Consider the following 24,873-nt stretch of genomic DNA (forward strand, 5'->3'; position numbering starts at 1 on the left):
CCGGCTGATCCCCGGACGATTCCCAGGTCAGCCACCTCGTGACGGAACCGTTGCCGTTCCGTCGGCAGTCCCCTACGGCACCGGCATAGTGTGGGGTGCCGTTCACCGGCGGCAAGGCGCGCCGCGCCACTGTCGTACGGTGCTGAACGCGCCGTACAGCACCCGGTGTCCGGCATGGAACCATCTCGAAGCCCAGGGGGAATCTCTCTATGCGACCCATACGTCCGCTCAACGCCGCCCGTCACGGGAGGAGCGCACGCGGCAGAACCTCCCCCGTGGCGGCCGCCGTCGCGCTCGGCGCGGCGCTCGTCCTCACCGCGACCGCCTGTGGCCCGAGCGAGGACAACGCGGGCGACGAACCGTCCGCGTCCCAGCCCGCCGGTGACGGCAACGACGACGGCAAGGTCCAGATCCCGGACGACATCCAGGACCGGCTCAAGGAGCACGGCATCGACCTGGACAAGTGGAAGGACGGGGCCTGGAAGAACTGGGACAAGGACGACTGGCTGCGCGAGGCCGGCGACTACGTCAACCCGATCATCGAGGGTCTGTGGGACCCGGACCGGATGCGGGACGCCGACAAGAACCCCGACCGGGGCGTCGACGACAACGACATCTCCGGTGACCAGGGCGTGACGGACCCGGCGCCCGAGCCGGTGGACGCGGCGGCGGTGAAGACGCCGTACGACGGTGCCGCCCCCGAGTCGGGCAAGCTCTTCTTCGACGGCCCCGAGGGCTCGATGGTCTGCTCCGCGACCGTCGTCAAAGACCCCGCCAACCCGGGCAAGTCCAACATGGTGTGGACCGCGGGCCACTGCGTGCACGCCGGCGCGAAGGGCGGCTGGTACCGCAACATCGCCTTCGTGCCCGCGTACAACAACAGCGGCAAGTCGGTCGAGGAGCTGCAGAACGCGCCCAAGGAAGAGGTGGCTCCGCACGGCGTCTGGTGGGGCGACTGGGCGCAGACCTCCGACCAGTGGATCGAGCAGGGCGGCCCGACGGGCGGCAAGGGCGCTCCGTACGACTTCGCGGTCATCCACGTGACGCCCGAGAAGGGCAATGAGGGCAAGTCCCTGGAGGAGCAGGTCGGTTCGGCGCTTCCGGTGGACTTCAACGCCCCGGCGGTGCCGAAGGTCGACAGCATCACGGCCACCGGCTACCCGGCCGCTCCGCCGTTCGACGGCCAGAAGCTGTTCCAGTGCACCGACAAGCCGGGCCGCCTCTCGATCAGCAAGCCCGAGCCGACGATGTTCCGCATCGGCTGCACGATGACCGGCGGTTCGTCCGGCGGCGGCTGGGTCGCCAAGGGCTCGGACGGCAAGCCGGCCCTGGTGTCCAACACCTCCATCGGCCCGGTGACGGCCGGCTGGCTGGCCGGTCCGCGCCTGGGCAAGGAGGCCAAGGGCGTCTACGGCGCGGTCAGCGAGAAGTTCGCCGACAAGTAGCAGGCGGTACGGAGGCGGGGTCGCCGCAAACCTTCACGACCCCGCCTCCGTTCGTCCCCAATCGCACAGGCATAGTGGGGTGTTGCGTCGGCGTGGGGCTCCGGGAGCAGCCACGTCCGCACGTGACACGTACATGGCAAAATGTGCCACGCACACGGCAATCACACGTTCTCTTCGGGGGTAACAGCACCATGCGTTCCACTCGTGCGCCCTTCGCGCGCAGTCGCGGACGGCGGCTCGCACTGGCCGCCACCGGGCTCGCCGCGACTCTGGCGCTCACCGCCACGGCCTGCGGCCCGAGCGACGACAAGGCCAGCGACAAGGCCGACTCCGGCGCCTCACAGGGCGCCGACAAGGGTTCCGACTCCGGCTCCGAGGCGCAGCTGCCCGGCGACATCGCCGACCGGCTCAAGGAGCACGGCATCGACCCGGACAAGTGGAAGGACGGCGCCTGGAAGAACTGGGCCAAGGAGGACTGGCTGCGGGAGGCCAAGGACTTCGTCAACCCGGTCATCGAGGGGCTGTGGAAGCCCGAGCGGATGGCGAAGGCCAAGGACCCGAACAAGACGATCGCCGCGAAGGACGCCGCCGCCGACCAGGGTCAGACCGACCCCGAGCCGTCGCCGGTCCAGGCCAAGCGCGAGAAGACGCCGTACCACAAGAACGCCGCCCCGGTCGGCAAGATCTTCTTCGACTCCCCCGAGGGCTCGATGGTCTGCTCCGGCACGGTCGTGAAGGACCCGCGCAACCCGGGCAAGTCCAACCTCGTCTGGACCGCGGGCCACTGCGTGCACGCCGGCGCCGAGGGCGGCTGGTACCGCAACATCACCTTCGTGCCCGCCTACAACGACCTGGGCAAGTCCGAGGCCGAGCTGCAGAACGCCGCTCCGCAGGAGGTCGCCCCGTACGGCAACTACTGGGCCGACTGGGTCTCGACCTCGGCCGAGTGGATCGACGAGGGCGCCGCTTCGGGCGGTGCCGGTGCGCCGTACGACTACGCCGTGATGCACGTGAAGCCGGAGCAGGGCTCCAAGTCCCTGGAGGAGACCGTCGGCGCCTCGCTCGACGTCGACTTCACGACTCCGTCGGCGCCGAGCGTCAGCTCGATGGGCGCCTGGGGCTACCCGGCAGCGCCGCCGTACGACGGCCAGATCATGCACAAGTGCATCGACAAGCCGGGCCGTCTCTCGCTGAGCTCCGCCCAGCCGACGATGTACCGCATCGGCTGCACCATGACCGGCGGTTCGTCCGGCGGTGGCTGGTTCCGCATGGTGGGCGACGACATGAAGCTCGTCTCGAACACCTCGATCGGCCCGGCCAACAACACCTGGCTGGCCGGACCGCAGCTGGGCAAGGGCGCCGAGCAGGTCTACGACATGATGAGCAAGAAGTACGGCTCCCAGTAGCCGCACGCACCTGATACGGCGAAGGCCCCGCCCCCTGTGAGAGGGGGCGGGGCCTTCGCCGTTTGCGTCACACCTGCCGGAAGGTCGGCTCGCGGCCAGAGGGTCAGCTCACGGCCAGGGGGTCAGCTGGCGACCGGAACGTACGGCGTGAGTTCCGCCGCCAGTTCCTCGTGCACCCGCGCCTTGAGCAGTGTGCCCTCGGCGGTGTGCTCCTCCGAGAGCACCTCGCCCTCGGCGTGGGCGCGGGAGATGAGCTGGCCCTTCGTGTACGGCACGAGGGCCTCGATCTCGACCTCGGGGCGCGGCAGCTCGGAGTCGATGAGCCCGAGCAGCTCCTCGATGCCGACGCCGGTGCGCGCCGAGACGGCGATCGCGTGCTTCTCGTTGCGCAGCAGCCGCTGGAGGACCAGGGGGTCCGCCGCGTCCGCCTTGTTGATCACCACGATCTCCGGTACGTCGGTGGCGCCCACGTCCCGGATCACCTCGCGCACGGCGGCCAGCTGCTCCTCCGGCACCGGGTGCGATCCGTCCACCACGTGCAGGATCAGGTCGGACTCGCCGACCTCCTCCATCGTGGAGCGGAACGCCTCGACGAGGTGGTGCGGCAGATGCCGGACGAATCCGACGGTGTCCGCCAGGGTGTAGACCCGGCCGCTCGGCGTCTCGGCCCGGCGCACGGTCGGGTCGAGGGTGGCGAACAGCGCGTTCTCCACCAGGACGCCCGCGCCCGTGAGGCGGTTGAGCAGCGAGGACTTGCCCGCGTTGGTGTAACCCGCGATGGCGACCGAAGGCACCTTGTTGCGCTTGCGCTCCTGGCGCTTGATCTCGCGGCCCGTCTTCATCTCCGCGATCTCCCGGCGCATCTTCGCCATCTTCTCGCGGATCCGACGGCGGTCCGTCTCGATCTTGGTCTCACCGGGACCACGGGTCGCCATGCCGCCGCCACCGCTGGATCCGCCGCCGCCCATCTGACGGGAGAGCGACTGACCCCAGCCGCGCAGGCGCGGGAGCATGTACTGCATCTGGGCAAGGGCGACCTGCGCCTTGCCCTCTCGGGACTTGGCGTGCTGCGCGAAGATGTCGAGGATCAGCGCGGTCCGGTCGACCACCTTGACCTTGACGACGTCTTCGAGGTGGATCAGCTGGCCGGGGCTCAGCTCACCGTCACACACCACGGTGTCGGCCCCGGTCTCGAGGACGATGTCACGCAGCTCCTGGGCCTTGCCGGATCCGATGTACGTAGCCGGGTCCGGCTTGTCGCGGCGCTGGATGACCCCGTCGAGCACGAGCGCGCCCGCGGTCTCCGCGAGGGCGGCGAGCTCGGCGACCGAGTTCTCCGCGTCCTGCACGGTGCCCGAGGTCCAGACACCGACGAGCACGACCCGCTCCAGGCGGAGCTGTCGGTACTCGACCTCGGTGACGTCCTCGAGCTCGGTGGAGAGGCCCGCGACGCGGCGCAGAGCCGCGCGCTCGGATCGGTCGAGCTGATCGCCGTCCCGCTCTCCGTCGATCTCGTGGCTCCAGGCGACGTCCTCTTCCATCAGGGCATCGGCCCGAAGACCTTCGGGGTAGTTCTGCGCGAGGCTCTGCGCGTCCTGGGAAGGGGAAGAAGAGGAGGTCATTGGATCCTTACGTCGATGGGTTTCGATGGGTTTCCGTCATAGGCGTCAACGCGCGGGGCCGTCCCGGGATTCCCCGGGCCGCCCGTCGACGACCCCGAGATTCCCCCGAGGGGTTCTCCCGGACGGCCGCCCGCGCCGACCTGAAGATGGTTGCACGGAACGGCCCGTCTCGTCACATGGGTTATTCCCCTGCGGGCTCGGGCTTACTCCAGTCCGGATGGCCCGGCATCGGCGGTGTCTTCGCCCCGTACAGCCAGGCGTCGAGGAATCCGCCCAGGTCACGCCCCGCGGTCCGGGAGGCCAGGCGCACGAAGTCGGCCGTCGTCGCGTTCCCGTCCCGGTAGATGCGCACCCACTCCCGCTCGACCCGCTCGAAGGCGTCCTCGCCGATCTCCTGCCGCAGCGCGTAGAGCACCAGGGCGCTGCCGTCGTACACGACCGGACGGAAGATGCTGATCTTCTGTCCGGGCGCCGGCTTCGCGGGGGCCGCGGGCGGCCCGCCCGCGGTGCGCCAGGCGTCCGACTGCCGGTAGGCCTCGCGCATCCGCTTCTCCAGCGACTGTCCCGCCTTCTCCTCGGCGAACAGTGCCTCGTACCAGGTGGCGTGCCCTTCGTTGAGCCAGAGATCGGACCAGGACTGCGGGCTCACGCTGTCGCCGAACCACTGGTGCGCCAGCTCGTGCACCATGATCGAGTCCACGTACCACTCGGGGTACTCGGGCCGCGTGAGCAGGTCTCTCTCGAAGAGAGAGAGGGTCTGCGTCTCCAGCTCGAACCCGGTCTGCGCGTCGGCGACCAGCAGGCCGTACGTCTCGAAGGGGTAGCGGCCGACCTTCCCCTCCATCCAGCTGATCTGGTCCGGCGTCTTCTTGAGCCGGCCTTCCAGCTTCGCGCGGTCCTTGGTGGGCACCACGTCGCGTACGGGCAGACCGTGCGGCCCGGAGCGGTGCACCACGGTGGAGCGGCCGATGGACACCTGCGCCAGTTCGGTCGCCATGGGGTGGTGGGTGCGGTAGGCCCACGTCGTGGCGCCGCCCGCGTGCCGTGTCTGCCCCATGGGGAGGCCGTTGGCGACGGCGGTGAGCCCCTTGGGGGCGGTGACGCGGAACGTGAAGCGCGCCTTGTCCGCAGGGTGGTCGTTGCACGGGAACACGAGGTGCCCGGCATCGGCCTGGTTGGCCATGGCGAGCCCGTCGCCGGTGCGCACCCAGCCGCCTTCCTGGTCCTTGCCCGGCACCGGGTCGCTGGTGTGCCGGACGGTGATCCGCATCCGCTCGCCGGGCACGAGCGGCCGCGCGGGCGTGACGACCAGGTCCTCGCCGGTGGACTCGAAGCGGGCGGGTACGCCGTTGAGGGCGACGGAGCGCACCTTGCCGTGCGCGAAGTCGAGGTTGACCCGTTCCAGCGGGGAGGTCACCTGGGCGTCGACCACCGTCAGGGCGTCGAGCGGCTTCTTGTTGTCGCCCTGGTAGGTGAAGGAGATGTCGTACGACGCGACGTCGTACCCGGGGTTTCCCAGCTGCGGGAAAAGCGGGTCGCCGATGCCGAGCGGGGTGGCCGGTGACGGCGCGCTCGCGGCGAGGAGAGTGGTGGCGGCGGCCGCGGCGATGAGCCCGGTCGCGATGCGGAGAGTCTTCGGCCGTACGGCCTTGACGCGGGGGGTGAGCGGCATGAACTACCGCTATCAGCGGGCGCCTTCCGCACCAGTGTCGGCACGCTCCGGGCCACCCGAACGAGTCGTGGATGCGTCCACTACGGAGTGGCGTCCTTGGTTGACGGCCGCTACGGAGTGACGTGCTCGCTGAACCCGCCCGCTACGGAGTGGCCGCCGCCGGATGCTGCGCGCGGCTGACGTCGTACACACCCGGCACCGCCCGCATCGCCCGCATCAGGCCGGGCAGCTGGGCCGCGTCCGGGAGTTGCAGCGTGTACGTGTGGCGCACCCGCTGCTGGCTCGGCGGCTCGACGGTCGCCGACATGATCTCGACGCCCTCCAGGGCGATGGCCTCGGTGAGGTCGGCCAGCAGATGCGCCCGCCCGAAGGACTCGGCGATCAGTGTGACCCGGCACTCCGCGCTGTCTCCCCAGCGCACTCCGATCTCCGCGCGCCCCACCTCCTTCATGCGGGCGACGGCGGGACACTCGACGCGGTGCACGGTGACCACCCCGCCGCGCACGGCGAAGGCGGTCACCTCGTCCGGCGGCACGGGCGTACAGCATCCCGCGAGGCGCACGCTCGCGCCCTCCCGGTCCACCACGGCGCTGGCCGCGGCGGGGCGCGGTACGTCGACGGGCTGCTGCGGGGGCGCGGCCACGGGTGCGGGCTGCTCCGGGGGCGTGGTGTGGAGGGCCGGGGCGGGCGCGGGATGCGTGCTGAGCCAGCGCCGGATGGCGATCCGGGCGGCGGGGGTGCGCGCGTGGTCGAGCCACTCGCGTGAGGGCCCTGACGCCGTGTCCTGCCCCATCAGCAGCTGGACCGTGTCACCGTCCCGCAGGACCGTGCTGAGCGTCGCCAGACGGCCGTTGACGCGCGCGCCGATACAGGCGTGGGCGTCCTCGCCGTACTGCGCGTAGGCGGCGTCCACACAGCTCGCGCCCGCGGGCAGGCCAAGCGTGCCGCCGTCGGGGCGGAAGACGGCGATCTCCCGGTCCTGGGCGAGGTCCTCGCGCAGCGTGGACCAGAACGTGTCCGGGTCGGGGGCCGCCTGCTGCCAGTCGAGGAGCCGGGAGAGCCAGCCGGGGCGGGTCGGGTCCGCGCGCTCGCCGTCGTCGACGGCGTCGCCGGACGCGGTGTCGGACTGCTCCTCCGAAGGAGGAGCGTAGGGATTGCGCAGGGCCACGACGCCCGCTTCCGCCACCTTGTGCATCTGGTGCGTACGGATGAGGACTTCGGCGACCTCGCCGTCGGGGCGGGCCACGGCCGTGTGCAGCGACTGGTACAGGTTGAACTTCGGCAGGGCGATGAAGTCCTTGAACTCCGAGACCACCGGCGTGAAGCACGTGTGCAGTTCGCCGAGGACTCCGTAGCAGTCCGCGTCCTCGTTCACCAGCACCAGGAGCCGCCCGAAGTCCGAGGGGCGCAGCTCGCCGCGTTTACGGTGCACGCGGTGGACGGAGACGAAGTGCCGCGGCCTGATGAGCACTTCGGCAGCGATGCCCGCCTCGCGCAGGACCGCCCGTACCCCGTCGGCGGTCTCCTCCAGCGGGTCGGCCTGCCGCTCCGCGTTGGCCGCGATCAGCGTCCTGACCTTGTCGTACTCCTCGGGGTGGAGGATCGCGAAGACGAGGTCCTCCAGCTCCGTCTTGAGTGCCTGCACACCGAGGCGTTCGGCGAGCGGGATCAGCACGTCCCGGGTGACCTTGGCGATCCGTGCCTGCTTCTCGGGGCGCATGACACCGAGCGTGCGCATGTTGTGCAGACGGTCGGCGAGTTTGATCGACATGACGCGTACGTCGTTGCCGGTGGCCACCAGCATCTTGCGGAAGGTCTCCGGCTCGGCGGCCGCTCCGTAGTCGACCTTCTCCAGCTTGGTGACGCCGTCGACCAGATAGCAGACGTCGTCGCCGAACTCCGTACGGACCTGATCGAGCGTCACATCCGTGTCCTCGACCGTGTCGTGGAGCAGCGACGCGGTCAAGGTCGTGATCTCGGCGCCGAGTTGGGCGAGGATCAGGGTCACGGCGAGCGGATGTGTGATGTACGGCTCACCGCTCTTGCGCATCTGACCGCGGTGCGAGGACTCGGCGAGCACCCACGCGCGGCGCAGCGGCTCCAGGTCCGCGTCCGGATAGTGGGCCCGATGGGCCTCCGCCACATGGCCGATCGCGTCCGGCAGCCGGTCACGGGCGGCCGACCCCAGGAGGGCCGCCCGACCGAGCCTGCGCAGGTCAATGCGTGGACGACCGCGCCTGCGCTGGGCTCCGGGCGTGACGGGACCAGGCATCGCAGGGTTTGTGGCCTCCGCACTCATGGGCACCTCCGGCTGCTCCGACCGGCGGTGAGCGGACGACGGCGTGCTCCGTCCGGGCCGGTGCTTGATGCTACCGAGCCCATCACGCGCCGCTGACCGCCTCTCGCCGAGCGTGAAACGGATCACCCATTCGAGCGACAGTTCACGGGATTACTGTTTCGAGCCAAGCGGCGTCGATCTCGCCTTCGGCGACGATCACCGCGGGTCCGGTCATCTCGATCTCGCCGTCGGGGCGCTCGGTGATCACCAGGCGCCCACCGGGCAGGTCCACGGTGTACGTGACCGGCGCGCCGGTCACGGACGGGTCCACGCCGTCCCTGCGGGCCGCGGCGACGGCCACGGCGCACGCGCCCGTGCCGCACGAGCGGGTCTCGCCCGCGCCGCGCTCGTGGACGCGCATCGCCACGTGGCGCGGGCCACGGTCGGCCACGAACTCCACGTTCACCCCGTCCGGGTACGCCGAAGCGGGGCTGAACGGCGGCGGCGCGAGCAGGGCGCCCGCGTGGTCGAGGTCCTCCACGAAAGCCACGGCGTGCGGATTGCCCATGTTCACGTTGCGCGCGGGCCAGTGGTGGTCGGCCACCTCCACGTCGCGCTCGGGCCAGTGGTGTCCTGCCACGAAGACCGTGACGTCCCCTTCGGGGAGGAGCGCCTTGCCCATGCCGACGGTGATGTCCCCGCCGGCCTCGGACTTGGCGATGTGCACGGTCTTGATGCCGCCACGGGTCGCGACGGCCAGATCGCCCGCACCGGCGTGGCCCGCGCGCTGGAGGTAGCGGGCGAAGACGCGGACTCCGTTGCCGCACATCTCGGCGATCGAGCCGTCGCCGTTGCGGTAGTCCATGAACCACTCGGCGCGGTCCGCCAGGTGCCGCGCCTCGGGGTGCGCGGCGGACCGGACGACATGCAGGAGGCCGTCGCCGCCGATGCCCGCGCGGCGGTCACACAGGGCGGCCACGGCTTGCGGGGACAGCTCGATGGCGTTGTCGGGGTCGGGGACGATCACGAAGTCGTTCTCGGTCCCGTGCCCCTTGAGGAAGGCGATCCGCGTGCTCATTCCTCGATCGTACGGGGTGGCTCGGACACTCCGTCGGGACGGTGCCCCTGGTCAACGATCGGGACGGTGCCCCCGGTCAGCGCAGGCGCGCGACCCGCCAGACGGCGAGGACGGCGGCGGCCAGGAACACCAGGGCGTACGCGGAGACGACGCGCCAGTCGGGGCGTTGCCCGGAGCCGCGCTCGGGCAGTCCGGGCCAAGTGTGCCCGACGCGGCGCGCGGCCATCATGCCCCAGCCCGCCGCGCAGCAGCTGATGAGGAGTCCGAGCATCGCCACGACGGCGCCGCCGTCACCGAACTCGAAGGCCAGCGGGAAGGCGAACATCAGCGAACCCGCCGCGGCGAGGACGACGATCGGCGCGAGCTGCCAGATGCGCAGCCGGCGCTGCGGGCGGAGTTCGACCTCAACCTCGGCCGCGGCCATCTGCTCGGCGCCGGGGCCGTCGTCGGTCACGCCGTCCAGCGTCCCGTCGGGGCCGTCCGGGGTCAGCTCGCCGCCGTCGTGCGCGGTATTACGAGGGCCGGCCTCCATCGCCATCCGCCCTCCCACTCCGGACTCAACTGGTCGATCGATGGTCGATGATGGCACGCCCCCAGGGGCCGCGATGACCGCCGGAGCGTCCCGATGCCATCACGTGATCAGGCTGTGACCGCTCGTTCGACCAACGCCAGTGCCCGTGCCGGGAGTTCCCCGCGATCGGCGGCCCCGCCGCCGAGCCAGTGCACCCGCGGGTCGCGACGGAACCACGAGTCCTGGCGGCGCGCGAAGCGCTTGGTGGCGCGCACGGTCTCTGCGCGCGCCTCGTCCTCGGTGCACTCCCCGGCGAGCGCCGCGAGCACCTGCTGGTACCCGAGCGCACGCGACGCCGTACGCCCCTCGCGCAGCCCCACGGCCTCCAGGGAACGCACCTCGTCCACCAGCCCCGCCTCCCACATACGGTCGACGCGGGTGGCGATGCGCCCGTCGAGTTCGGGGCGGTCCACGTCGACGCCGATCTGGATCGTGTCGTACACGGAGTCGTGACCGGGGAGGTTGGCCGTGAAGGGCTTGCCGGTGATCTCGATGACCTCCAGGGCGCGGACGATCCGGCGGCCGTTGCTGGGCAGGATGGCCTGGGCCGCTCCGGGGTCGGCTGCGGCCAGCCGCGCGTGCAGCTCTCCGGAGCCGCGCTGCTCCAGCTCCTCCTCCAGGCGGGCACGGACGGCGGGGTCGGTGCCGGGGAACTCGAGGTGGTCCACGGCGCCCCTGACGTAGAGCCCGGAGCCGCCGACGAGGATCGGCCAGCGGCCGTCGGCGAGGAGCCTGTCGATCTCGGCGCGCGCCAGCTTCTGGTACTCGGCGACGCTCGCGGCCTCCGTGACGTCCCAGATGTCGAGGAGGTGGTGCGGCACGCCGTCGCGCTCTTCGAGCGTCAGCTTGGCCGTGCCGATGTCCATCCCTCTGTAGAGCTGCATCGAGTCGGCGTTGACGACTTCGCCACCGAGACGCTGGGCGAGGAATACACCCAGATCGGACTTTCCTGCCGCGGTCGGCCCGACGACGGCGATGACCCGCGGTGCGGGAGCTGCGCTACTCACCGCCCCAGTCTCGCAAACCCTTCGACCACTTCCCGAACGAGCTACGTGACGCGCCCGGTCCGGGGTCGTTGCCTGTTGCGAGGTTCCGGCCGCCGGTTTCGAGAGCCGGTGACCCGGGTGGCGCAACAGGGCGCACCGGGCGGCGCGGCATTTCGCCCACACGAGTAACGTATGGAGTAGTTATGGGTGTTTTTTCACGATTCCGCAGGAAGTCGAAGGGTTCGGAAGAGACGTCGACCGCCGAGGCGGCGGCCGACACCGTGACGGCCGAGTCTTCCTCGGCCGATGCCGAGACCGAGTCGGCCTCCGAAGCCGATGCCGAGGCCGAGGCCGCTGGCGACGCCAAGAAGGAGGCCGTGACGGAGGCCGAGGACGCCGAGGGCAAGGCCACGTCCGCTACCACGGACGAGACCGGTGCCGAGGCGAAGGCCGAGAGCACGGACGCCGCAGCGGAGAACGTGGAGATCCCCAAGCAGCAGTCCGCGGACGAGGCCGCCGACAACGAGGCCGGCGAAAGCGCCCGCAAGTAGCTCTCCCAGCGAGGGAAGGTAGCGATGGGCTTTCTGGAAAAGCTGAAGGACAAGCTTGCCCCGGCCAAGGACAAGGTCTCGGGACTCGCGCAGCAGCACGGGGACAAGATCGACCAGGGTCTCGACAAGGCCGCGAAGGTCGTCGACGCGAAGACCAAGGGCAAGTACAGCGACAAGATCCAGACGGGCACGGGCAAGGCGAAGGACGCCGCCCACCGGCTCGCCGCGGCGTCCGGCGACGGCAAGGACACGGGGCCGGGCACTGGTGCCGGCACCGGCACGGACACCGGGAACACCCCTCCGACGCCCCCGTCGACTCCCTGAAGGGCGCGGCACCGCCTGGATCCACGGCCGAGCCATCGGCCACCCCGGCCGAACCGATCGGCCACCCCGCACCGGCGGACGGCCGCGGAGCGCCCTCAGCTCCGCGGCCGTCGCCGTGCCTGCGCTACGACCAGGCGGCCACCAGGTACCCGACTCCGTACGGCGCGTCCTCGTAGAGCAGCTCGCCGCTCAGGCCCGCACCCTCGGCCGCGCCCGCGAGCACCTGCCACGGGGCGCGGCCCGCCGCCTTCAGTTCGTACGCCAACTGCTCGTCCAGGCCCTTGAGCGCCGCGACATCCGCCGCGCCCAGCGCACGCGCCACCTCCGCGTCGAATCCGGCCGCCCGCTCGTCCAGATACCCCGGCGCCTTCAGCGTGCGGCACGCGCTGGCGTCGCCCATCACCAGCAGGGCCACCCGCTCGGCGCGCCCCGCGATCTCCCCTCCGACTTGAATACACCGCTCGGCCTCAAGTGGTTCCCCCACTCCGAGACCTTCCAGCGGAGCGGCCGACCATTCCGTACGTCCCAGCAGCCAGCCGGCGACGGCGAGCGACGCCGGAAGGTCGCCCTCCGCGGCATCGCCCGCCGGCTTGGGCACGCCGTCGACGGCGTGCCCGAGCCGTACGTCGAGGTCCACCCCGAAGCCGCGGAAGGACCCGCGGGCGCCCTGGGCATGCCATCCGCGCCCGCTCCGCTCGGCGGGGCCGACCACCACGAGCCGGTCGGGCCGGGCGGCGGCGAGCACCCCCACGGCGTCCGTGCACGCCGCGCGCGCGGCGTCCAGTTCGGGGGCGGCGCCCGCGGCCACCTCGGGCACGAGCAGGGGCGGGCAGGGGCAGACGGCTGCGGCGACAAGCATGATCCGCAGCGTAACGCTCGCTAGAAGCCGGCAGGCCCGGAGCCCGACCCCGGCTCAGAGATGGCGCATCTGCGTCAGTCGCAGCCGCAGCCGCTCGCGGTGGCCGCCGGGAGCGGCTCCGGGGCGCCGATCTTCGGCAGCCCGAGCATCACGCCGACGGGCTTGGCCGCCGCCTCCGTGTTGCGCTTCTCCCAGGCGTCGCCCGCGCGGGTGCGGCGCACGTCCAGGACGGCGCCCTCGGCGAGCAGGTGGTGCGGCGCCGCGTACGTGATCTCGACGGTCACCACGTCGCCGGGGCGCACCTCGGCCTCGGGCTTGGTGAAGTGGACCAGGCGGTTGTCGGCGGCGCGGCCGGAGAGGCGGTGCGTGGAGCCGTCCTTGCGGCCCTCGCCCTCGGCGACCATCAGCTCCAGGGTCCTGCCGACCTGCTTCTTGTTCTCCTCCCAGGAGATCTCCTCCTGGAGGGCGACCAGACGCTCGTAGCGCGACTGCACGACCTCCTTGGGGATCTGCCCCTCCATGGTCGCCGCGGGCGTGCCGGGGCGCTTGGAGTACTGGAAGGTGAAGGCGTTCGCGAAGCGGGCCTCGCGGACCACGTGCATCGTCTGCTCGAAGTCCTCCTCGGTCTCCCCGGGGAAGCCGACGATGATGTCCGTGGAGATCGCCGCGTCCGGCATGGCCGCACGGACCTTCTCGATGATCCCCAGGAAGCGCTCCTGGCGGTACGAGCGGCGCATCGCCTTGAGGACCGGATCCGAACCGGACTGCAGCGGCATGTGCAGCTGCGGCATCACGTTCGGCGTCTCGGCCATGGCGGCGATCACGTCGTCCGTGAAGTCGCGCGGGTGCGGCGACGTGAAGCGCACGCGCTCCAGGCCCTCGATCTGCCCACAGGCGCGCAGCAGCTTGCTGAAGGCCTCGCGGTCGCCGATGTCCGAGCCGTACGCGTTCACGTTCTGCCCGAGCAGGGTGATCTCGGAGACGCCCTCGCCGACCAGCGTCTCGATCTCGGCGAGGATGTCGCCGGTCCTGCGGTCCTTCTCCTTGCCGCGCAGGGCGGGCACGATGCAGAAGGTGCAGGTGTTGTTGCAGCCCACAGAGATGGAGACCCAGGCCGCGTACGCACTCTCGCGGCGGGTCGGCAGCGTCGACGGGAAGGCTTCGAGTGACTCGGCGATCTCGACCTGCGCCTCTTCCTGGACGCGGGCGCGCTCCAGGAGGACCGGGAGCTTGCCGATGTTGTGCGTGCCGAAGACGACGTCGACCCAGGGGGCCTTCTTGACGATCGTGTCGCGGTCCTTCTGGGCGAGGCAGCCGCCGACGGCGATCTGCATGCCGGGCCGCTTGGTCTTCATCGGGGCCAGCCGACCGAGGTTGCCGTACAGACGGTTGTCGGCGTTCTCCCGCACGGCGCACGTGTTGAAGACCACGACGTCGGCGTCGCCGTCCGAGCCTTCGGGCGCGCGCTCGTAGCCTGCCCCCTCCAGCAGCCCGGAGAGCCGCTCGGAGTCGTGGACGTTCATCTGGCACCCGTAAGTGCGTACCTCGTACGTTCCTTTAACGCCCACTGCCTGTCCCCGGTCGCCGCTGCTCATGTGACAAGGGTAGGCGGTCCCAGAAGTACCTCTGGGCCGCCGCCCTTGCCCGCGGGACCGGGGCGGGTTCACGACGCGTCGCCGAGGGCGGCGAGCAGCCGGGGCGCGGACTTCGCCGCCGCGGCGGTGTCCTTGCGGTCGGCGGCTTCGCGGAGCTCGCGCAGCGCGTCGTCGATCGGCGCGGTCTTGTCGGCCGGAGTGCGGGCGCCCACCCGTTCCCAGGTGAGTTCGAGGCTGGTGACGTCCCCGGCGACCGCGCCCTTGTCCCTGGCGTCCGCGTCGATCGTCACCTGGTGTGCCCACAGGTCCATCCGGTCGGCCTCTACGGAGGCGAGCGGTTCGTAGCGCAGCCGCAGGTCCAGTGCGTTCTGGGCGACCCGCAGGGCGGCTCCACGGCCGGCCCTCGCGTCCTGTGCGGCGACGGCCCGCGTGAGGGCGTCCAGGTCGCGGTCCATCTGCCGGGCGAGCAGCCGCGGCACACGGTCCGATGCCTCGTACGCGTCCCAGGCCGCCCGCGCCTTCCGCGCTGTCGCGTCCGTCGGTCCTTCGTGCGCCGCGCGAACGGCCCCGGAGAGCGCGGTCAGGTCGTCCGGCGGCGGGCCCGGCTTCGCGTCGGTGGGCACCGCCAGGGAGACCGCCTCCAGGTCGCCGTGGGCATTGCCGGTGGAGAACTCGCCGTATCCGGGGGCGAAGACCTTGTCCTCGCGGGAGCCGTCCATGTGCAGTTCGTTCACGGTGATCGCGCCCTCGACGGGTCCGTACGGCCCCTCGACGGTCTGCCCCGTGGCCTTGACCGTGACTTCTTCGAAGACGACTTCCGGCACGTTCTCCGGCCGGTAGACATCACCGTTCATCGGCCGTGCGGGCATGATCATCGCGGCCGGTCCCGTCTTGCCCGCAAGCCACGTTCCCTCAGTGTCGGCGACCACGCCGTCCTGGTAGTTGAAGACGTCCTCGCCGAGGTACCAGACGGAACCGTCGTCGGCCTGGGCGAACCAGTCGAGCGCGACCTCCTGGATACGCCCGTCGGACAGGGCCATGTACTGGACGGTGCGCGCCTGTACCCGCTCCCCCTGCAGGTCGATGGACTTGGTGCCGGGCAGCAGCGTGAACTCGGTGCGGAAGGGCTTGCCGTCGACCTGCCCGCCGTAGATCACCTGCTCGACCTCGGTGCTGGGGTGCAGCGGGTTGGTGATGGACGTCGGGCGGGAGAAGGCCGGTTTGCCGAGGTCTACGCGGTCTTTCCGGGGCGCGAGCGGCATGCACTCGCCGGTCTTCTCGCCGGTGCTCTCGTCGATGATCTGTACGCACTCGGGGCGGGCCTGCTTTCCCGTCGAGCCGGCGTCGCAGGCACTGGTCACGAGGGACGCTCCCAGGACGACGCCCACGGCCGCCGCGAGATTCCTGTTGTTCATGGCGCACCTCCACGTCTCGTACGACGACCGTGGCAGCCGGGTGCTGAACGGGCCCTGAACGGAACTGAACGCCTCTTCAGGAGGAGGGCTCCTCAGGAGGAGGGCTCCTCAGGAGGACGGCCCGCCGGGAACGAGACCTCGAACCGGGCCCCGCCCAACTCCCCCTGTGACACCGTCACCGCCCCTCCGTGCACGGCCACGAGCTCCGCCACGATCGCGAGTCCGAGTCCGCTGCCACCGGCATCCCGCACCGGACGGGAACGGGCGTCGTCGAGCCGTACGAACCGCTCGAAAACCCGCTCACGGTCGGCGGCGGGCACCCCCGGCCCGTCGTCCTCGACCCCAAGGACGATCCGCCCGCCCGGCAGCTCCGCCAGGTCGAAGGCCACCCGGGAACGGGCGTGCCGCGCAGCGTTGTCCACGAGATTGCGCAGCACCCGCCGCAGGCCTTGCGCGTCCCCGTCGAGGCGCACCGCCGACACCCCGGCCGTGCTGATCCGCAGTCCCGTGGTCGTCGAGCGCAGCCGTCGCGCCTCCTCGATCACCAGGTCGTCGAGGTCCACCGGCTGCACGCGCGGGCTCAGCGCGTCCTCGTCGGCGCGCGCCAGCAGCAGGAGATCGTCGACAAGACGCTGGATGCGCAGGTTCTCCGCCAGGACAGTCGTAGCGAACCGCTCCTGGTCGGTCCTGCCGGGATATCTGAGCGCGACCTCGGCGTGCTGGCGGATGGAGGCGACGGGCGAGCGCAGCTCGTGCGAGGCGTCCGAGATGAAGCGCCGCTGGGCCGTCTGGGACCTTTCGAGCCGGTCCAGCATGCGGTTCATGGTGGCGGCGAGCGCGGAGATCTCGTCGCGGCCGCGCGGCAGCGGCACCCGGCGGTGCAGCTGCGCGGAGGAGATCTCCTCGACCTCGGCACGCATCGCCGACACCGGAGCGAGCGCACGCCCGACCGCCATCCAGGTGGCGGCCGCGGCCATCACCAGGAGCAGCGGCAGCCCCACCAGGAGCAGTCGGGTGACGATCTGCGTCGACTCGGCGACCGCGATCAGCGCCCGCCCGACCAGCACGGTCCGCTCCCCGTCGGGCCCGTCGGCCACCACCGCCACCACCAGGAACTCGTCCTCGTCCAGCGGAGTGGTGACCGTGCTCTCCCCGTCCCCGTCCGGGCGTGCGAGGGCGGGCCGTTCCGCCACGTTCTCGCTGGCGGCCACCACCGCCCCGGAGGCGTCGAGGACCTGGATGAACTGCTCGTCGCGCTCGGCCACCGCGAGGGAGGGCACGCCGCGCCCGGACTCGATGACGGCTGCGACCTGAGTGGCACGCGCGCGTGCCGCCTGCCGCACGTCGTCGGTGAGCTCCGCCTGCAGCAGCGCCACCAGTGCCACGGCTCCCGCGATCAGGCCCACCGCGACGACGAGGACGGCTGCCGCGGTCGACCGGACCCTGACGCCCCGGCTACCCGCCATCGGATGCCAGCCGGTATCCGCAGCCGCGCACGGTCTCGATGGCGGCCCTGTCGAACGGCCGGTCGAGTTTGGTGCGCAGCCGGCTGACGTAGACCTCGACGATGTTCGGGTCGCCGTCGAAGTCGTCGTCCCAGACATGAGCGAGGATCTCCCGCTTGGACACGGTCTCCCCGCGTCTGCGCAGCAGGAACTCCAGGAGCGCGAACTCCCTTGAGGTCAGCTCGACGCGCGCCGCGCCCCGTGTGACCTCCTTGACCGCCGGGTCGAGCCGCAGATCACCGGCCGTGAGCGCGGCGGGCCGCTCGCGGGGCTCGCGGCGCAGCAGCGCCCGCAGCCGGGCCAGCAGCACCGCGTACGAGAAGGGCTTGGTCAGGTAGTCGTCGGCTCCGGTGTCCAGGCCCTCGACCTCGTCCCACTCACCTTCCTTGGCGGTGAGCATCAGGATGGGGGTCCAGTTGCCCTCGGCGCGTAGGGCCGCGCAGACGCGGTAGCCGTTCAGGCCGGGCAGCATGATGTCCAGGACGATGACGTCGTAGGGGTTCTCGCGCGCCCGCCACAGGCCGTCCGTGCCGTCCGGTGCCACGTCGACGGCGAAGCCCTCGGCCTCCAGGCCGATGCGCAGCCCGTCGGCGAAGCGCTCCTCGTCCTCGACGACCAGTACCCGCATACTCCGATTCTGGCCCTCCTGCCCTGAACCGGAGCTGAATGCCGTCGTGCGCGTGCCGGGGCCTGTGAGTCCGGCCCTATCCAGCACGGCGCGTGGGCTGGCAGGATCGCGCGCATGGTCAAGGCACTCCCCCACATCGGCCGGCGCCGCGCACTCCAGGGCGCTGCCGCCGCCCTCGTGGTGTTCGGACTTCTGATGTGGTGGCTGGTTCCCGGGGGCGACGACTCTCCAGGGGGCCGGATGACCTTCAGTACGGGTGTGAAGAACGCGGTCTACGAGCGGTACGGCAAGCTGCTGCGGACCGCGGTCAACCAGGACATGCCCAGGGTGGACGTACAGCTCCTGAACAGCGAGGGCTCGCAGCAGAACGTCGAGCGGGTGGCCACGGGGAAGGCCGATTTCACCATCGCCGCCGCCGACGCCGTGGCGAAGTACCGACTGGAGGGCGGCTCGGGCGCGAAGCGGCTGCGGGGCTGTGCGCGGCTGTACGACGACTACGTACAGCTCGTCGTCCGGCGCTCGTCGGACATCGAGTCGGCGCGGGACCTGCGGGACAAGAAGGTCGCCGTGGGGCAGCCGCGCTCGGGTGTGCGGCTGATAGCGGACCGGGTGCTCAGGGCCGCGGACCTAGATCCGGAGAAGGACCTGGAGGCGTTGGACGCCGGCATCGACACCGCGCCCGATCTTCTTAAGAAGGGCGACATCGACGCCTTCTTCTGGTCCGGCGGGCTGCCCACCAACACCGTGCTCGAGCTCTCCGAGGAGTTCGACATCCGGCTCGTCAAGCTCGGCGACCTGGTGGACGAGCTGCACGAGCAGGGCGGCGCCTCGCGCTACTACCGGGCGGCCGTGATGCCCGCCGACGCCTATCCCAAGGCGCAGCAGAACGCCGCGGTGCCGACGCTGGCCGTGGCGAACCTCCTGGTCACCACGGACCGGGCGGACCCGGAGCTGACCGAGGGGCTGACCCGGACCGTGATCGACAGCCGGGACCACATCGGGGACCAGGTGCACGCGGCCCAGCTGGTGGACCTGCGGACGGCCCTGTACACGGACCCGCTGGCCCTGCACGAGGGCGCACGCCGCTACTACCAGTCGGTCAAGCCGTAACGGCCACTCCGTAGAGGTCGCCTAGGCGATGGCCGCCGGCTCGCTGCGCGGGACGCCGACGGTCACCCGCAGCCCGTGCGGCTCGCGGCGTTCGTAGGCGATGGAGCCGCCGCCCGCCGCGAGCAGGGCGCGCGAGATGGACAGGCCGAGGCCGGAGCCCTTCACGTTCTGGTGGCGGTTGCTGCGCCAGAAGCGGTCGCCGACCCGTGCGAGCTCCTCCTCGGTGAGGCCGGGACCGCCGTCCGTGATCACTATGGTCGTCATCGCGCCGCTCCAGGAGACCTCCACCCGCACCTCCTCGCCCTCGGGCGTGAACTTGAGGGCGTTGTCGATCACCGCGTCCAGGGCGCTGGACAGCGCGACGGGATCGGCCCAGCCGGTGGTCGCCGGGCACTCCCCCGTCAGCCGCACCCCGCGCTCGTCGGCGAGCGGCCGCCAGGCCGCGACGCGTTCGGCGGCGAGTCCGCCGATGTCCGTGAGGCTCAGGTCGGCGTCGGCGTGCTCGGCGAGCGCCAGGCCGAGCAGGTCGTCGAGGACCTGGGCGAGGCGCTTGCCCTCGGTGCGCACGGAAGCGATCTCCTCGTTCCCCTCCGGGAGTTCGAGGGCGAGCAGCTCGATGCGCAGGAGCAGGGCAGAGAGCGGGTTGCGCAACTGGTGCGAGGCGTCGGCCACGAAGGCACGCTGCTGTTCGAGCACATCCTGGACGTTGTCGGCCATTTCGTTGAACGACCGGGCCAGGCGCCTGAGTTCCGGCGGTCCGCCCGCGGCGGCCACCCGCGACTTCAGGCGTCCCGTGGCGATGTCGTGGGTCGTCGCGTCCAGGACCCGCACAGGACGCAGCACCCAGCCGGTGAGCCGCAGCGCGGCGCCCACGGCCAGCAGCATGGCCGCCGACTCACCGGCGGCGATGAGCAGCCAGCCCTGCAGCGTCTTCGACCGCATGTGCCCCGTGGGCGAGTCGGTGACGACGACGGCGATGACGTCGCCGTCCCTGATCACCGGCGACGCGACGACGAGTCGGCCGCGCTGCCATGGCCACACCTGGCGGGGGTTGTGGCTGCCGCGGGACCTGAGCGCCTCGTCGAAGGCCGCCCGCTCCTCGCCCTGCGGGGGCAGGAACCAGGTGGCCGGCGCGTTCGCCATGGGCTGGCCGTCCCGGAAGAAGACGCCCGCCCTGATGCGGTAGACCTCGTGGTAGTAGTCGAGTTCGGTCTGCAGGGTCTCGCGGCGTTCGTCCGTGCCCCGCCCCGGCGCTCTGGTGGGGCGTTCCGTGACGAACTGCGCCAGCGCCGCGAATCGCGCCGTGTCGTCGATCCGGTCGACGACCACCTTCTGCTGCTGGGCCGCAGCGACACTCACCGCGAGCGGGAAGCCGAGCGCCAGGAGCACTCCCGCCATGAGGACGATGAGCAGCGGCAGAAGGCGTGTGCGCACCTGACCTCGCTACGCCCTACGCGGCCGGGGCGACGAGGCGGTAGCCCACGCCCCGGACGGTCTCGATCAGGGCCGGCATGTGCAGCTTGGAGCGCAGCGAGGCGACATGCACCTCAAGGGTCCGCCCCGTCCCCTCCCAGCTGGTGCGCCACACCTCGCTGATGATCTGCTCCCTGCGGAACACCACTCCGGGGCGCTGCGCGAGAAGCGCCAGCAAGTCGAACTCCTTGCGGGTCAGTTGGACCGTCGAACCGTCGACGCTGACCTGGCGGGTGGGGAGTTCGATGTGGACGGGGCCCAGCCGCAGCTCGCTGTCGGCGGCGCCGCCCGCGGGGCTCTCGGCGGCGCCGGACGCGGGCCGGCGGATCACCGCGTGGATACGGGCGATCAGCTCTCCGGTGTCGTACGGCTTCACTACGTAGTCATCGGCCCCGAGATTGAGGCCATGGATCCGGGAGCGTACGTCGGCACGCGCGGTCACCATGATCACGGGCACCGAGCCGCGCTTGCGGATCTTGCCGCAGACCTCGTAACCGTCCTGGTCGGGCAGCCCCAGGTCGAGCAGCACCACTCCGAAGGGGGCCGTTTCGCCCGGCAGCAGGGCCTGTAGGGCCTCCTCGCCATTGCGCGCGTGCACGACCTTGAAGCCGTGCCGGGCAAGGACCGCGGACAGGGCGGCGGCCACGTGGTCGTCGTCCTCGACGAGCAGCAGTCTCATGCGGGCCTCCTCCGGTTCATCGGTCGTTCCGTCCGCGCTTGCCGACGGCCGGTACGCGCGCGTGCGTACGCACCAAGGCATCCACTCCGATAGATAAGGACCGCGTCAAGAGGGTTCGGGTTACGGGCACGTTCCGTTATGCAGCCGGTACGCGCGCGGGGCGTCCTCTTCACACGGTGTGTCCGGTTGCGGCCGGATCGTTATGCTCAATTTCCCCTCAGATGTAATGACGCTGGTCGCACCGGGTTATTACTGTCCTCCCAACCGAGGAGGATGGAGCAACAACCCGTGACCGAAGTATCGGTGACCAAGGACGCCATACCGCCCGGGGCGGACGACCTGGTCGTGCTGAAGAACGTCAACAAGCACTTCGGCGCTCTGCACGTCCTCCAGGACATCGACCTGACCATCACCCGTGGCGAGGTCGTCGTCGTGATCGGCCCCTCCGGGTCGGGCAAGTCGACGCTGTGCCGCGCCATCAACCGCCTGGAGACGGTCGAATCGGGAGACATCTCGATCGACGGCAAGCCGCTGCCCCAGGAGGGCAAGGAGCTCGCCCGTCTCCGCGCGGACGTGGGCATGGTCTTCCAGTCCTTCAACCTTTTCGCGCACAAGACCGTGCTCGAGAACGTGATGCTGGGCCAGATCAAGGTGCGCAAGACGTCCAAGGCGGAAGCTGAGACAAAGGCACGCGGTCTCCTTGACCGCGTGGGTGTCGCCTCGCAGGCCGACAAGTACCCGGCGCAGCTCTCCGGCGGCCAGCAGCAACGCGTCGCGATCGCGCGCGCGTTGGCGATGGACCCCAAGGTCATGCTCTTCGACGAGCCCACGTCGGCGCTCGACCCGGAGATGATCAACGAGGTCCTGGAGGTCATGCAGCAGCTCGCTCGTGACGGAATGACCATGGTCGTGGTCACCCACGAGATGGGCTTCGCCCGCTCGGCGGCCAACCGTGTCGTCTTCATGGCGGACGGCCGGATCGTCGAAGAGGCCGTGCCGGACCAGTTCTTCAGCAACCCGCGCAGCGACCGGGCCAAGGACTTCCTGTCGAAGATCCTTCACCACTGACGCGTGACGCTTCCTGCGTCTCAACCCTCTCCTGCCGAAACAAAGGATGTTCACCATGAAGGCTCGCAAAGTCGCCGCGGCGGCCGCCGTCGTACTCGCTCTGTCCGTGACCGCCACTGCCTGTGGTTCGGACGACAAGGACGACAAGGGCTCCGGTGGTGGCAAGAAGATCACCATCGGCATCAAGTTCGACCAGCCGGGCATCGGTCAGAAGACCCCGGACGGCAAGTACGAAGGCTTCGACGTCGATGTCGCGACGTATGTCGCCAAGGAGCTCGGCTACAAGGCCGACGACATCGAGTGGAAGGAAGCGAAGAGCGCCGAGCGCGAGAACATGATCTCGCGTGGGGACGTCGACTTCATCGCGGCCTCGTACTCGATCAACGACGAGCGCAAGGAGAAGGTCGACTTCGCCGGCCCCTACCTGCTCGCCCACCAGGACATCCTGGTCCGCGCGGACGACAAGTCCATCAAGTCTCCGAAGGACCTGAACAACAAGAAGCTCTGCTCCGTGACCGGCTCGACGTCGGCGCAGAACATCAAGAAGGAACTGGCCCCGAAGGCCCAGCTGCAGGAGTACGGCGGCTACTCGGAGTGCCTGACCGGCGTTGAGAACAAGGCGATCGACGCGCTGACCACGGACGACTCCATCCTCGCGGGCTACGCCGCGCAGAAGGAGTTCCAGGGCAAGTTCAAGCTCGCCGGCTTCAAGATGACCAACGAGAACTACGGCATCGGCCTCAAGAAGGGCGACGCCGACCTCAAGAAGAAGATCGACGCCGCGCTGACCAAGATGGTCGACGACGGTTCGTGGGAGAAGGCCGTGAAGGCCAACTTCGGCCCGGCCAACTACAAGTACGAGCCCGCCCCGAAGATCGGCGACATCAAGAAGTGAAGCAGGGCTTGATAGGCGCGCCGTCCCCTTGGACGGTGCGCCACGCCCTCCCCACACGCGGAAGCGCGGGAGATCGTGTTCGACTTTCTTGAAGGTTACGACTTGCTGGCGGCCTTCTGGGTGACGGTGAAGCTCACCGCGCTCTCCGCCGTCGGCTCCCTCATATGGGGAACATTGCTGGCCGGTATGCGTGTCAGCCCGGTGCCACTCATGCGAGGTTTCGGTACCGCGTACGTGAACGTGGTACGAAACATCCCACTGACGGTCATCATCGTCTTCACATCCCTGGGGCTGTTCCAGACCCTGAGCATCAACTTGGGTGCGGAAGATTTCACGGCCATCAATTTCCGGCTAGCCGTGCTGGGGTTGACCCTCTACACGTCTGCATTCGTCTGTGAGGCGTTGCGTTCCGGAATCAACACCGTGCCCGTCGGCCAGGCCGAGGCAGCACGTGCGCTCGGCCTCAGCTTCACTCAGGTGCTGGGTCTGGTCATCCTGCCGCAGGCGTTCCGCGCGGTCGTGGCGCCACTGACAAACGTGCTGATCGCCCTGACCAAGAACACGACGGTCGCCTCGGCGATCGGTGTATCCGAAGCCGCACTCCTGATGAAGGAGATGATCGAGAATGAAGCTCAACTGCTTCTGATCTCGGCCATCTTCGCATTCGGATTCATGTGCCTCACCCTTCCCACCGGTCTGATCCTCGGCTGGGTGAGCAAGAAGGTGGCGGTGAAGCGATGACTTCCGTTCTGTACGACGCTCCAGGGCCTCGCGCCAAGCGGCGGAACATCCTGTATTCGATCGTGTTCCTGGCCGCTTTCGCTGCCGTGGCCTATTGGGTGTACGCAAAGCTGGACGAGAAGCACCAGCTCGACTGGGTGAAGTGGAAGCCCTTCTTCACCGACACCCGCGCCTGGGAGACGTACATCTGGCCCGGGCTTGAGAACACCCTCACAGCAGCGTCATTCGCCATGCTGATCGCTCTGCCCTTGGGCGCTGTCTTCGGTATTTCGCGACTCTCGGACCACAGTTGGGTACGACTTCCGGCTGGCACCATCGTGGAGCTGTTCCGCGCGATCCCGGTGCTGATCCTGATGCTGTTCGCCGATGCGGCGTACTCCGAGTTCACGAACATCAGCTCGGACGACCGTCCGCTCTATGCCGTCGTCACCGGCCTGGTGCTTTACAACGCATCGGTTCTCGCGGAGATCGTGCGAGCAGGCATCCTGTCCCTGCCCAAGGGGCAGTCCGAGGCAGCGATGGCGATTGGCCTGCGCAAGGGCCAGACGATGCGGTCAGTCCTGCTCCCGCAGTCGGTCACCGCGATGCTGCCGGCGATCGTCAGCCAGCTGGTGGTCATCGTGAAGGACACCGCGCTTGGTGGCGCGATGCTCACCTTCTCGGAACTCTTGGCATCGGTCCGGCCGATGAGTGCCGCATACGGCGCAAACACCATCGCGAGCTTCACCATCGTCGCGGTGATCTTTGTGGCCATCAACTTCGCACTCACAACTTTCGCGGGATGGCTCGAGAAGCGACTGCGCCGGGCCAAGAAGAGCACCGGGGCCGTAGTAGGTCCGGGTGCGCTTGACAATCTGGAGACAGCCGGGCCCAAGAAGATCCAGGGCGACACCGGGGACGCTGACGGCCGCCTTTAGCAACCACCGACTCCACGAACACACATCAGGGAGGCAGCGGCGTTCACGCCGCTGC

At 70.0% G+C, this 24,873-nt stretch carries 22 protein-coding genes; 9 read left to right on the forward strand and 13 right to left on the reverse strand.

What is annotated here, in order from left to right; genetic code table 11:
* The first annotated feature begins 209 nt into the window (after positions 1–209).
* Together ACIBKX_RS30870 and ACIBKX_RS30875 are read left to right on the forward strand one after the other, a co-directional pair.
* On the forward strand, positions 210–1,445 hold the full coding sequence (locus tag ACIBKX_RS30870) for a hypothetical protein (protein WP_363276397.1): 1,236 nt from the start codon (positions 210–212) through the stop codon (positions 1,443–1,445).
* A gap of 191 nt (positions 1,446–1,636) precedes the next feature.
* The gene (locus ACIBKX_RS30875; RefSeq protein WP_363276396.1) at positions 1,637–2,851 is read left to right on the forward strand and encodes a hypothetical protein; all 1,215 of its coding nucleotides are present in this window, start codon (positions 1,637–1,639) and stop codon (positions 2,849–2,851) included.
* A 122-nt stretch (positions 2,852–2,973) separates the two neighbouring features.
* On the opposite strand, the gene hflX is transcribed toward ACIBKX_RS30875, so the two are convergent.
* The 6 genes from hflX to miaA all read right to left on the reverse strand — a co-directional run bounded on the left by hflX (position 2,974) and on the right by miaA (position 11,079).
* Positions 2,974–4,473, reverse strand: a complete 1,500-nt coding sequence (hflX, locus tag ACIBKX_RS30880; protein WP_363276395.1) for a GTPase HflX — start codon at positions 4,471–4,473, stop codon at positions 2,974–2,976.
* A gap of 181 nt (positions 4,474–4,654) precedes the next feature.
* Positions 4,655–6,145, reverse strand: coding sequence for a M1 family metallopeptidase (locus ACIBKX_RS30885; RefSeq protein WP_363276394.1), 1,491 nt, complete (start codon positions 6,143–6,145; stop codon positions 4,655–4,657).
* 142 nt (positions 6,146–6,287) lie between these two features.
* Positions 6,288–8,444, reverse strand: coding sequence for an HD domain-containing protein (locus tag ACIBKX_RS30890; protein WP_363276393.1), 2,157 nt, complete (start codon positions 8,442–8,444; stop codon positions 6,288–6,290).
* Between the two features lie 142 nt (positions 8,445–8,586).
* On the reverse strand, positions 8,587–9,501 hold the full coding sequence (gene dapF / locus ACIBKX_RS30895) for a diaminopimelate epimerase (RefSeq protein WP_363276392.1): 915 nt from the start codon (positions 9,499–9,501) through the stop codon (positions 8,587–8,589).
* A gap of 76 nt (positions 9,502–9,577) precedes the next feature.
* On the reverse strand, positions 9,578–10,033 hold the full coding sequence (locus tag ACIBKX_RS30900) for a hypothetical protein (protein ID WP_399376573.1): 456 nt from the start codon (positions 10,031–10,033) through the stop codon (positions 9,578–9,580).
* 107 nt (positions 10,034–10,140) lie between these two features.
* Positions 10,141–11,079, reverse strand: a complete 939-nt coding sequence (gene miaA, locus ACIBKX_RS30905; RefSeq protein WP_363276390.1) for a tRNA (adenosine(37)-N6)-dimethylallyltransferase MiaA — start codon at positions 11,077–11,079, stop codon at positions 10,141–10,143.
* A gap of 182 nt (positions 11,080–11,261) precedes the next feature.
* Between miaA and ACIBKX_RS30910 the strand changes: the two genes are divergently transcribed.
* A complete protein-coding gene (locus ACIBKX_RS30910; RefSeq protein WP_363276389.1) occupies positions 11,262–11,609 on the forward strand; it encodes a hypothetical protein in 348 nt (115 codons plus the stop codon).
* A 24-nt stretch (positions 11,610–11,633) separates the two neighbouring features.
* Positions 11,634–11,933, forward strand: a complete 300-nt coding sequence (locus ACIBKX_RS30915) for an antitoxin (RefSeq protein WP_363276388.1) — start codon at positions 11,634–11,636, stop codon at positions 11,931–11,933.
* Positions 11,934–12,057: 124 nt separating this feature from the next.
* On the opposite strand, the gene ACIBKX_RS30920 is transcribed toward ACIBKX_RS30915, so the two are convergent.
* The 5 genes from ACIBKX_RS30920 to ACIBKX_RS30940 all read right to left on the reverse strand — a co-directional run bounded on the left by ACIBKX_RS30920 (position 12,058) and on the right by ACIBKX_RS30940 (position 17,935).
* On the reverse strand, positions 12,058–12,792 hold the full coding sequence (locus ACIBKX_RS30920; protein ID WP_363276387.1) for a class III extradiol dioxygenase subunit B-like domain-containing protein: 735 nt from the start codon (positions 12,790–12,792) through the stop codon (positions 12,058–12,060).
* Between the two features lie 74 nt (positions 12,793–12,866).
* On the reverse strand, positions 12,867–14,387 hold the full coding sequence (miaB, locus tag ACIBKX_RS30925; protein ID WP_363276386.1) for a tRNA (N6-isopentenyl adenosine(37)-C2)-methylthiotransferase MiaB: 1,521 nt from the start codon (positions 14,385–14,387) through the stop codon (positions 12,867–12,869).
* A 68-nt stretch (positions 14,388–14,455) separates the two neighbouring features.
* Positions 14,456–15,802 carry a hypothetical protein gene (locus tag ACIBKX_RS30930; protein WP_363276385.1) on the reverse strand — a complete coding sequence of 449 codons (1,347 nt, stop codon included), beginning with the start codon at positions 15,800–15,802 and terminating at the stop codon, positions 14,456–14,458.
* A gap of 92 nt (positions 15,803–15,894) precedes the next feature.
* Positions 15,895–17,268, reverse strand: coding sequence for a HAMP domain-containing sensor histidine kinase (locus tag ACIBKX_RS30935; protein ID WP_363276384.1), 1,374 nt, complete (start codon positions 17,266–17,268; stop codon positions 15,895–15,897).
* Complete coding sequence (locus ACIBKX_RS30940; protein WP_363276383.1) at positions 17,258–17,935, reverse strand: response regulator transcription factor; 678 nt, start codon at positions 17,933–17,935, stop codon at positions 17,258–17,260. Before ACIBKX_RS30940 ends, ACIBKX_RS30935 begins: the two co-directional genes overlap by 11 nt.
* Positions 17,936–18,049: 114 nt before the next feature.
* Between ACIBKX_RS30940 and ACIBKX_RS30945 the strand changes: the two genes are divergently transcribed.
* Positions 18,050–19,045: a TAXI family TRAP transporter solute-binding subunit gene (locus ACIBKX_RS30945; protein ID WP_363276382.1), complete on the forward strand. Its 996-nt coding sequence runs from the start codon at positions 18,050–18,052 to the stop codon at positions 19,043–19,045.
* Positions 19,046–19,066: 21 nt separating this feature from the next.
* On the opposite strand, the gene ACIBKX_RS30950 is transcribed toward ACIBKX_RS30945, so the two are convergent.
* The gene (locus tag ACIBKX_RS30950) at positions 19,067–20,479 is read right to left on the reverse strand and encodes a HAMP domain-containing sensor histidine kinase (protein ID WP_363276381.1); all 1,413 of its coding nucleotides are present in this window, start codon (positions 20,477–20,479) and stop codon (positions 19,067–19,069) included.
* A 16-nt stretch (positions 20,480–20,495) separates the two neighbouring features.
* On the reverse strand, positions 20,496–21,197 hold the full coding sequence (locus ACIBKX_RS30955; protein ID WP_363276380.1) for a response regulator transcription factor: 702 nt from the start codon (positions 21,195–21,197) through the stop codon (positions 20,496–20,498).
* A 288-nt stretch (positions 21,198–21,485) separates the two neighbouring features.
* Between ACIBKX_RS30955 and ACIBKX_RS30960 the strand changes: the two genes are divergently transcribed.
* The 4 genes from ACIBKX_RS30960 to ACIBKX_RS30975 all read left to right on the forward strand — a co-directional run bounded on the left by ACIBKX_RS30960 (position 21,486) and on the right by ACIBKX_RS30975 (position 24,818).
* Positions 21,486–22,265, forward strand: coding sequence for an amino acid ABC transporter ATP-binding protein (locus ACIBKX_RS30960; RefSeq protein ID WP_160507590.1), 780 nt, complete (start codon positions 21,486–21,488; stop codon positions 22,263–22,265).
* Positions 22,266–22,320: 55 nt separating this feature from the next.
* The gene (locus ACIBKX_RS30965) at positions 22,321–23,160 is read left to right on the forward strand and encodes a glutamate ABC transporter substrate-binding protein (RefSeq protein WP_363276379.1); all 840 of its coding nucleotides are present in this window, start codon (positions 22,321–22,323) and stop codon (positions 23,158–23,160) included.
* Positions 23,161–23,235: 75 nt separating this feature from the next.
* Positions 23,236–23,901 carry an amino acid ABC transporter permease gene (locus ACIBKX_RS30970; protein WP_363276378.1) on the forward strand — a complete coding sequence of 222 codons (666 nt, stop codon included), beginning with the start codon at positions 23,236–23,238 and terminating at the stop codon, positions 23,899–23,901.
* Positions 23,898–24,818, forward strand: coding sequence for an amino acid ABC transporter permease (locus ACIBKX_RS30975; protein ID WP_363276377.1), 921 nt, complete (start codon positions 23,898–23,900; stop codon positions 24,816–24,818). Before ACIBKX_RS30970 ends, ACIBKX_RS30975 begins: the two co-directional genes overlap by 4 nt.
* Positions 24,819–24,873: the final 55 nt, after the last annotated feature.

Origin of the sequence: Streptomyces sp. NPDC050658, from assembly GCF_044457025.1 — a bacterium.
In the GTDB taxonomy this organism is placed as follows: Bacteria; Actinomycetota; Actinomycetes; order Streptomycetales; family Streptomycetaceae; genus Streptomyces.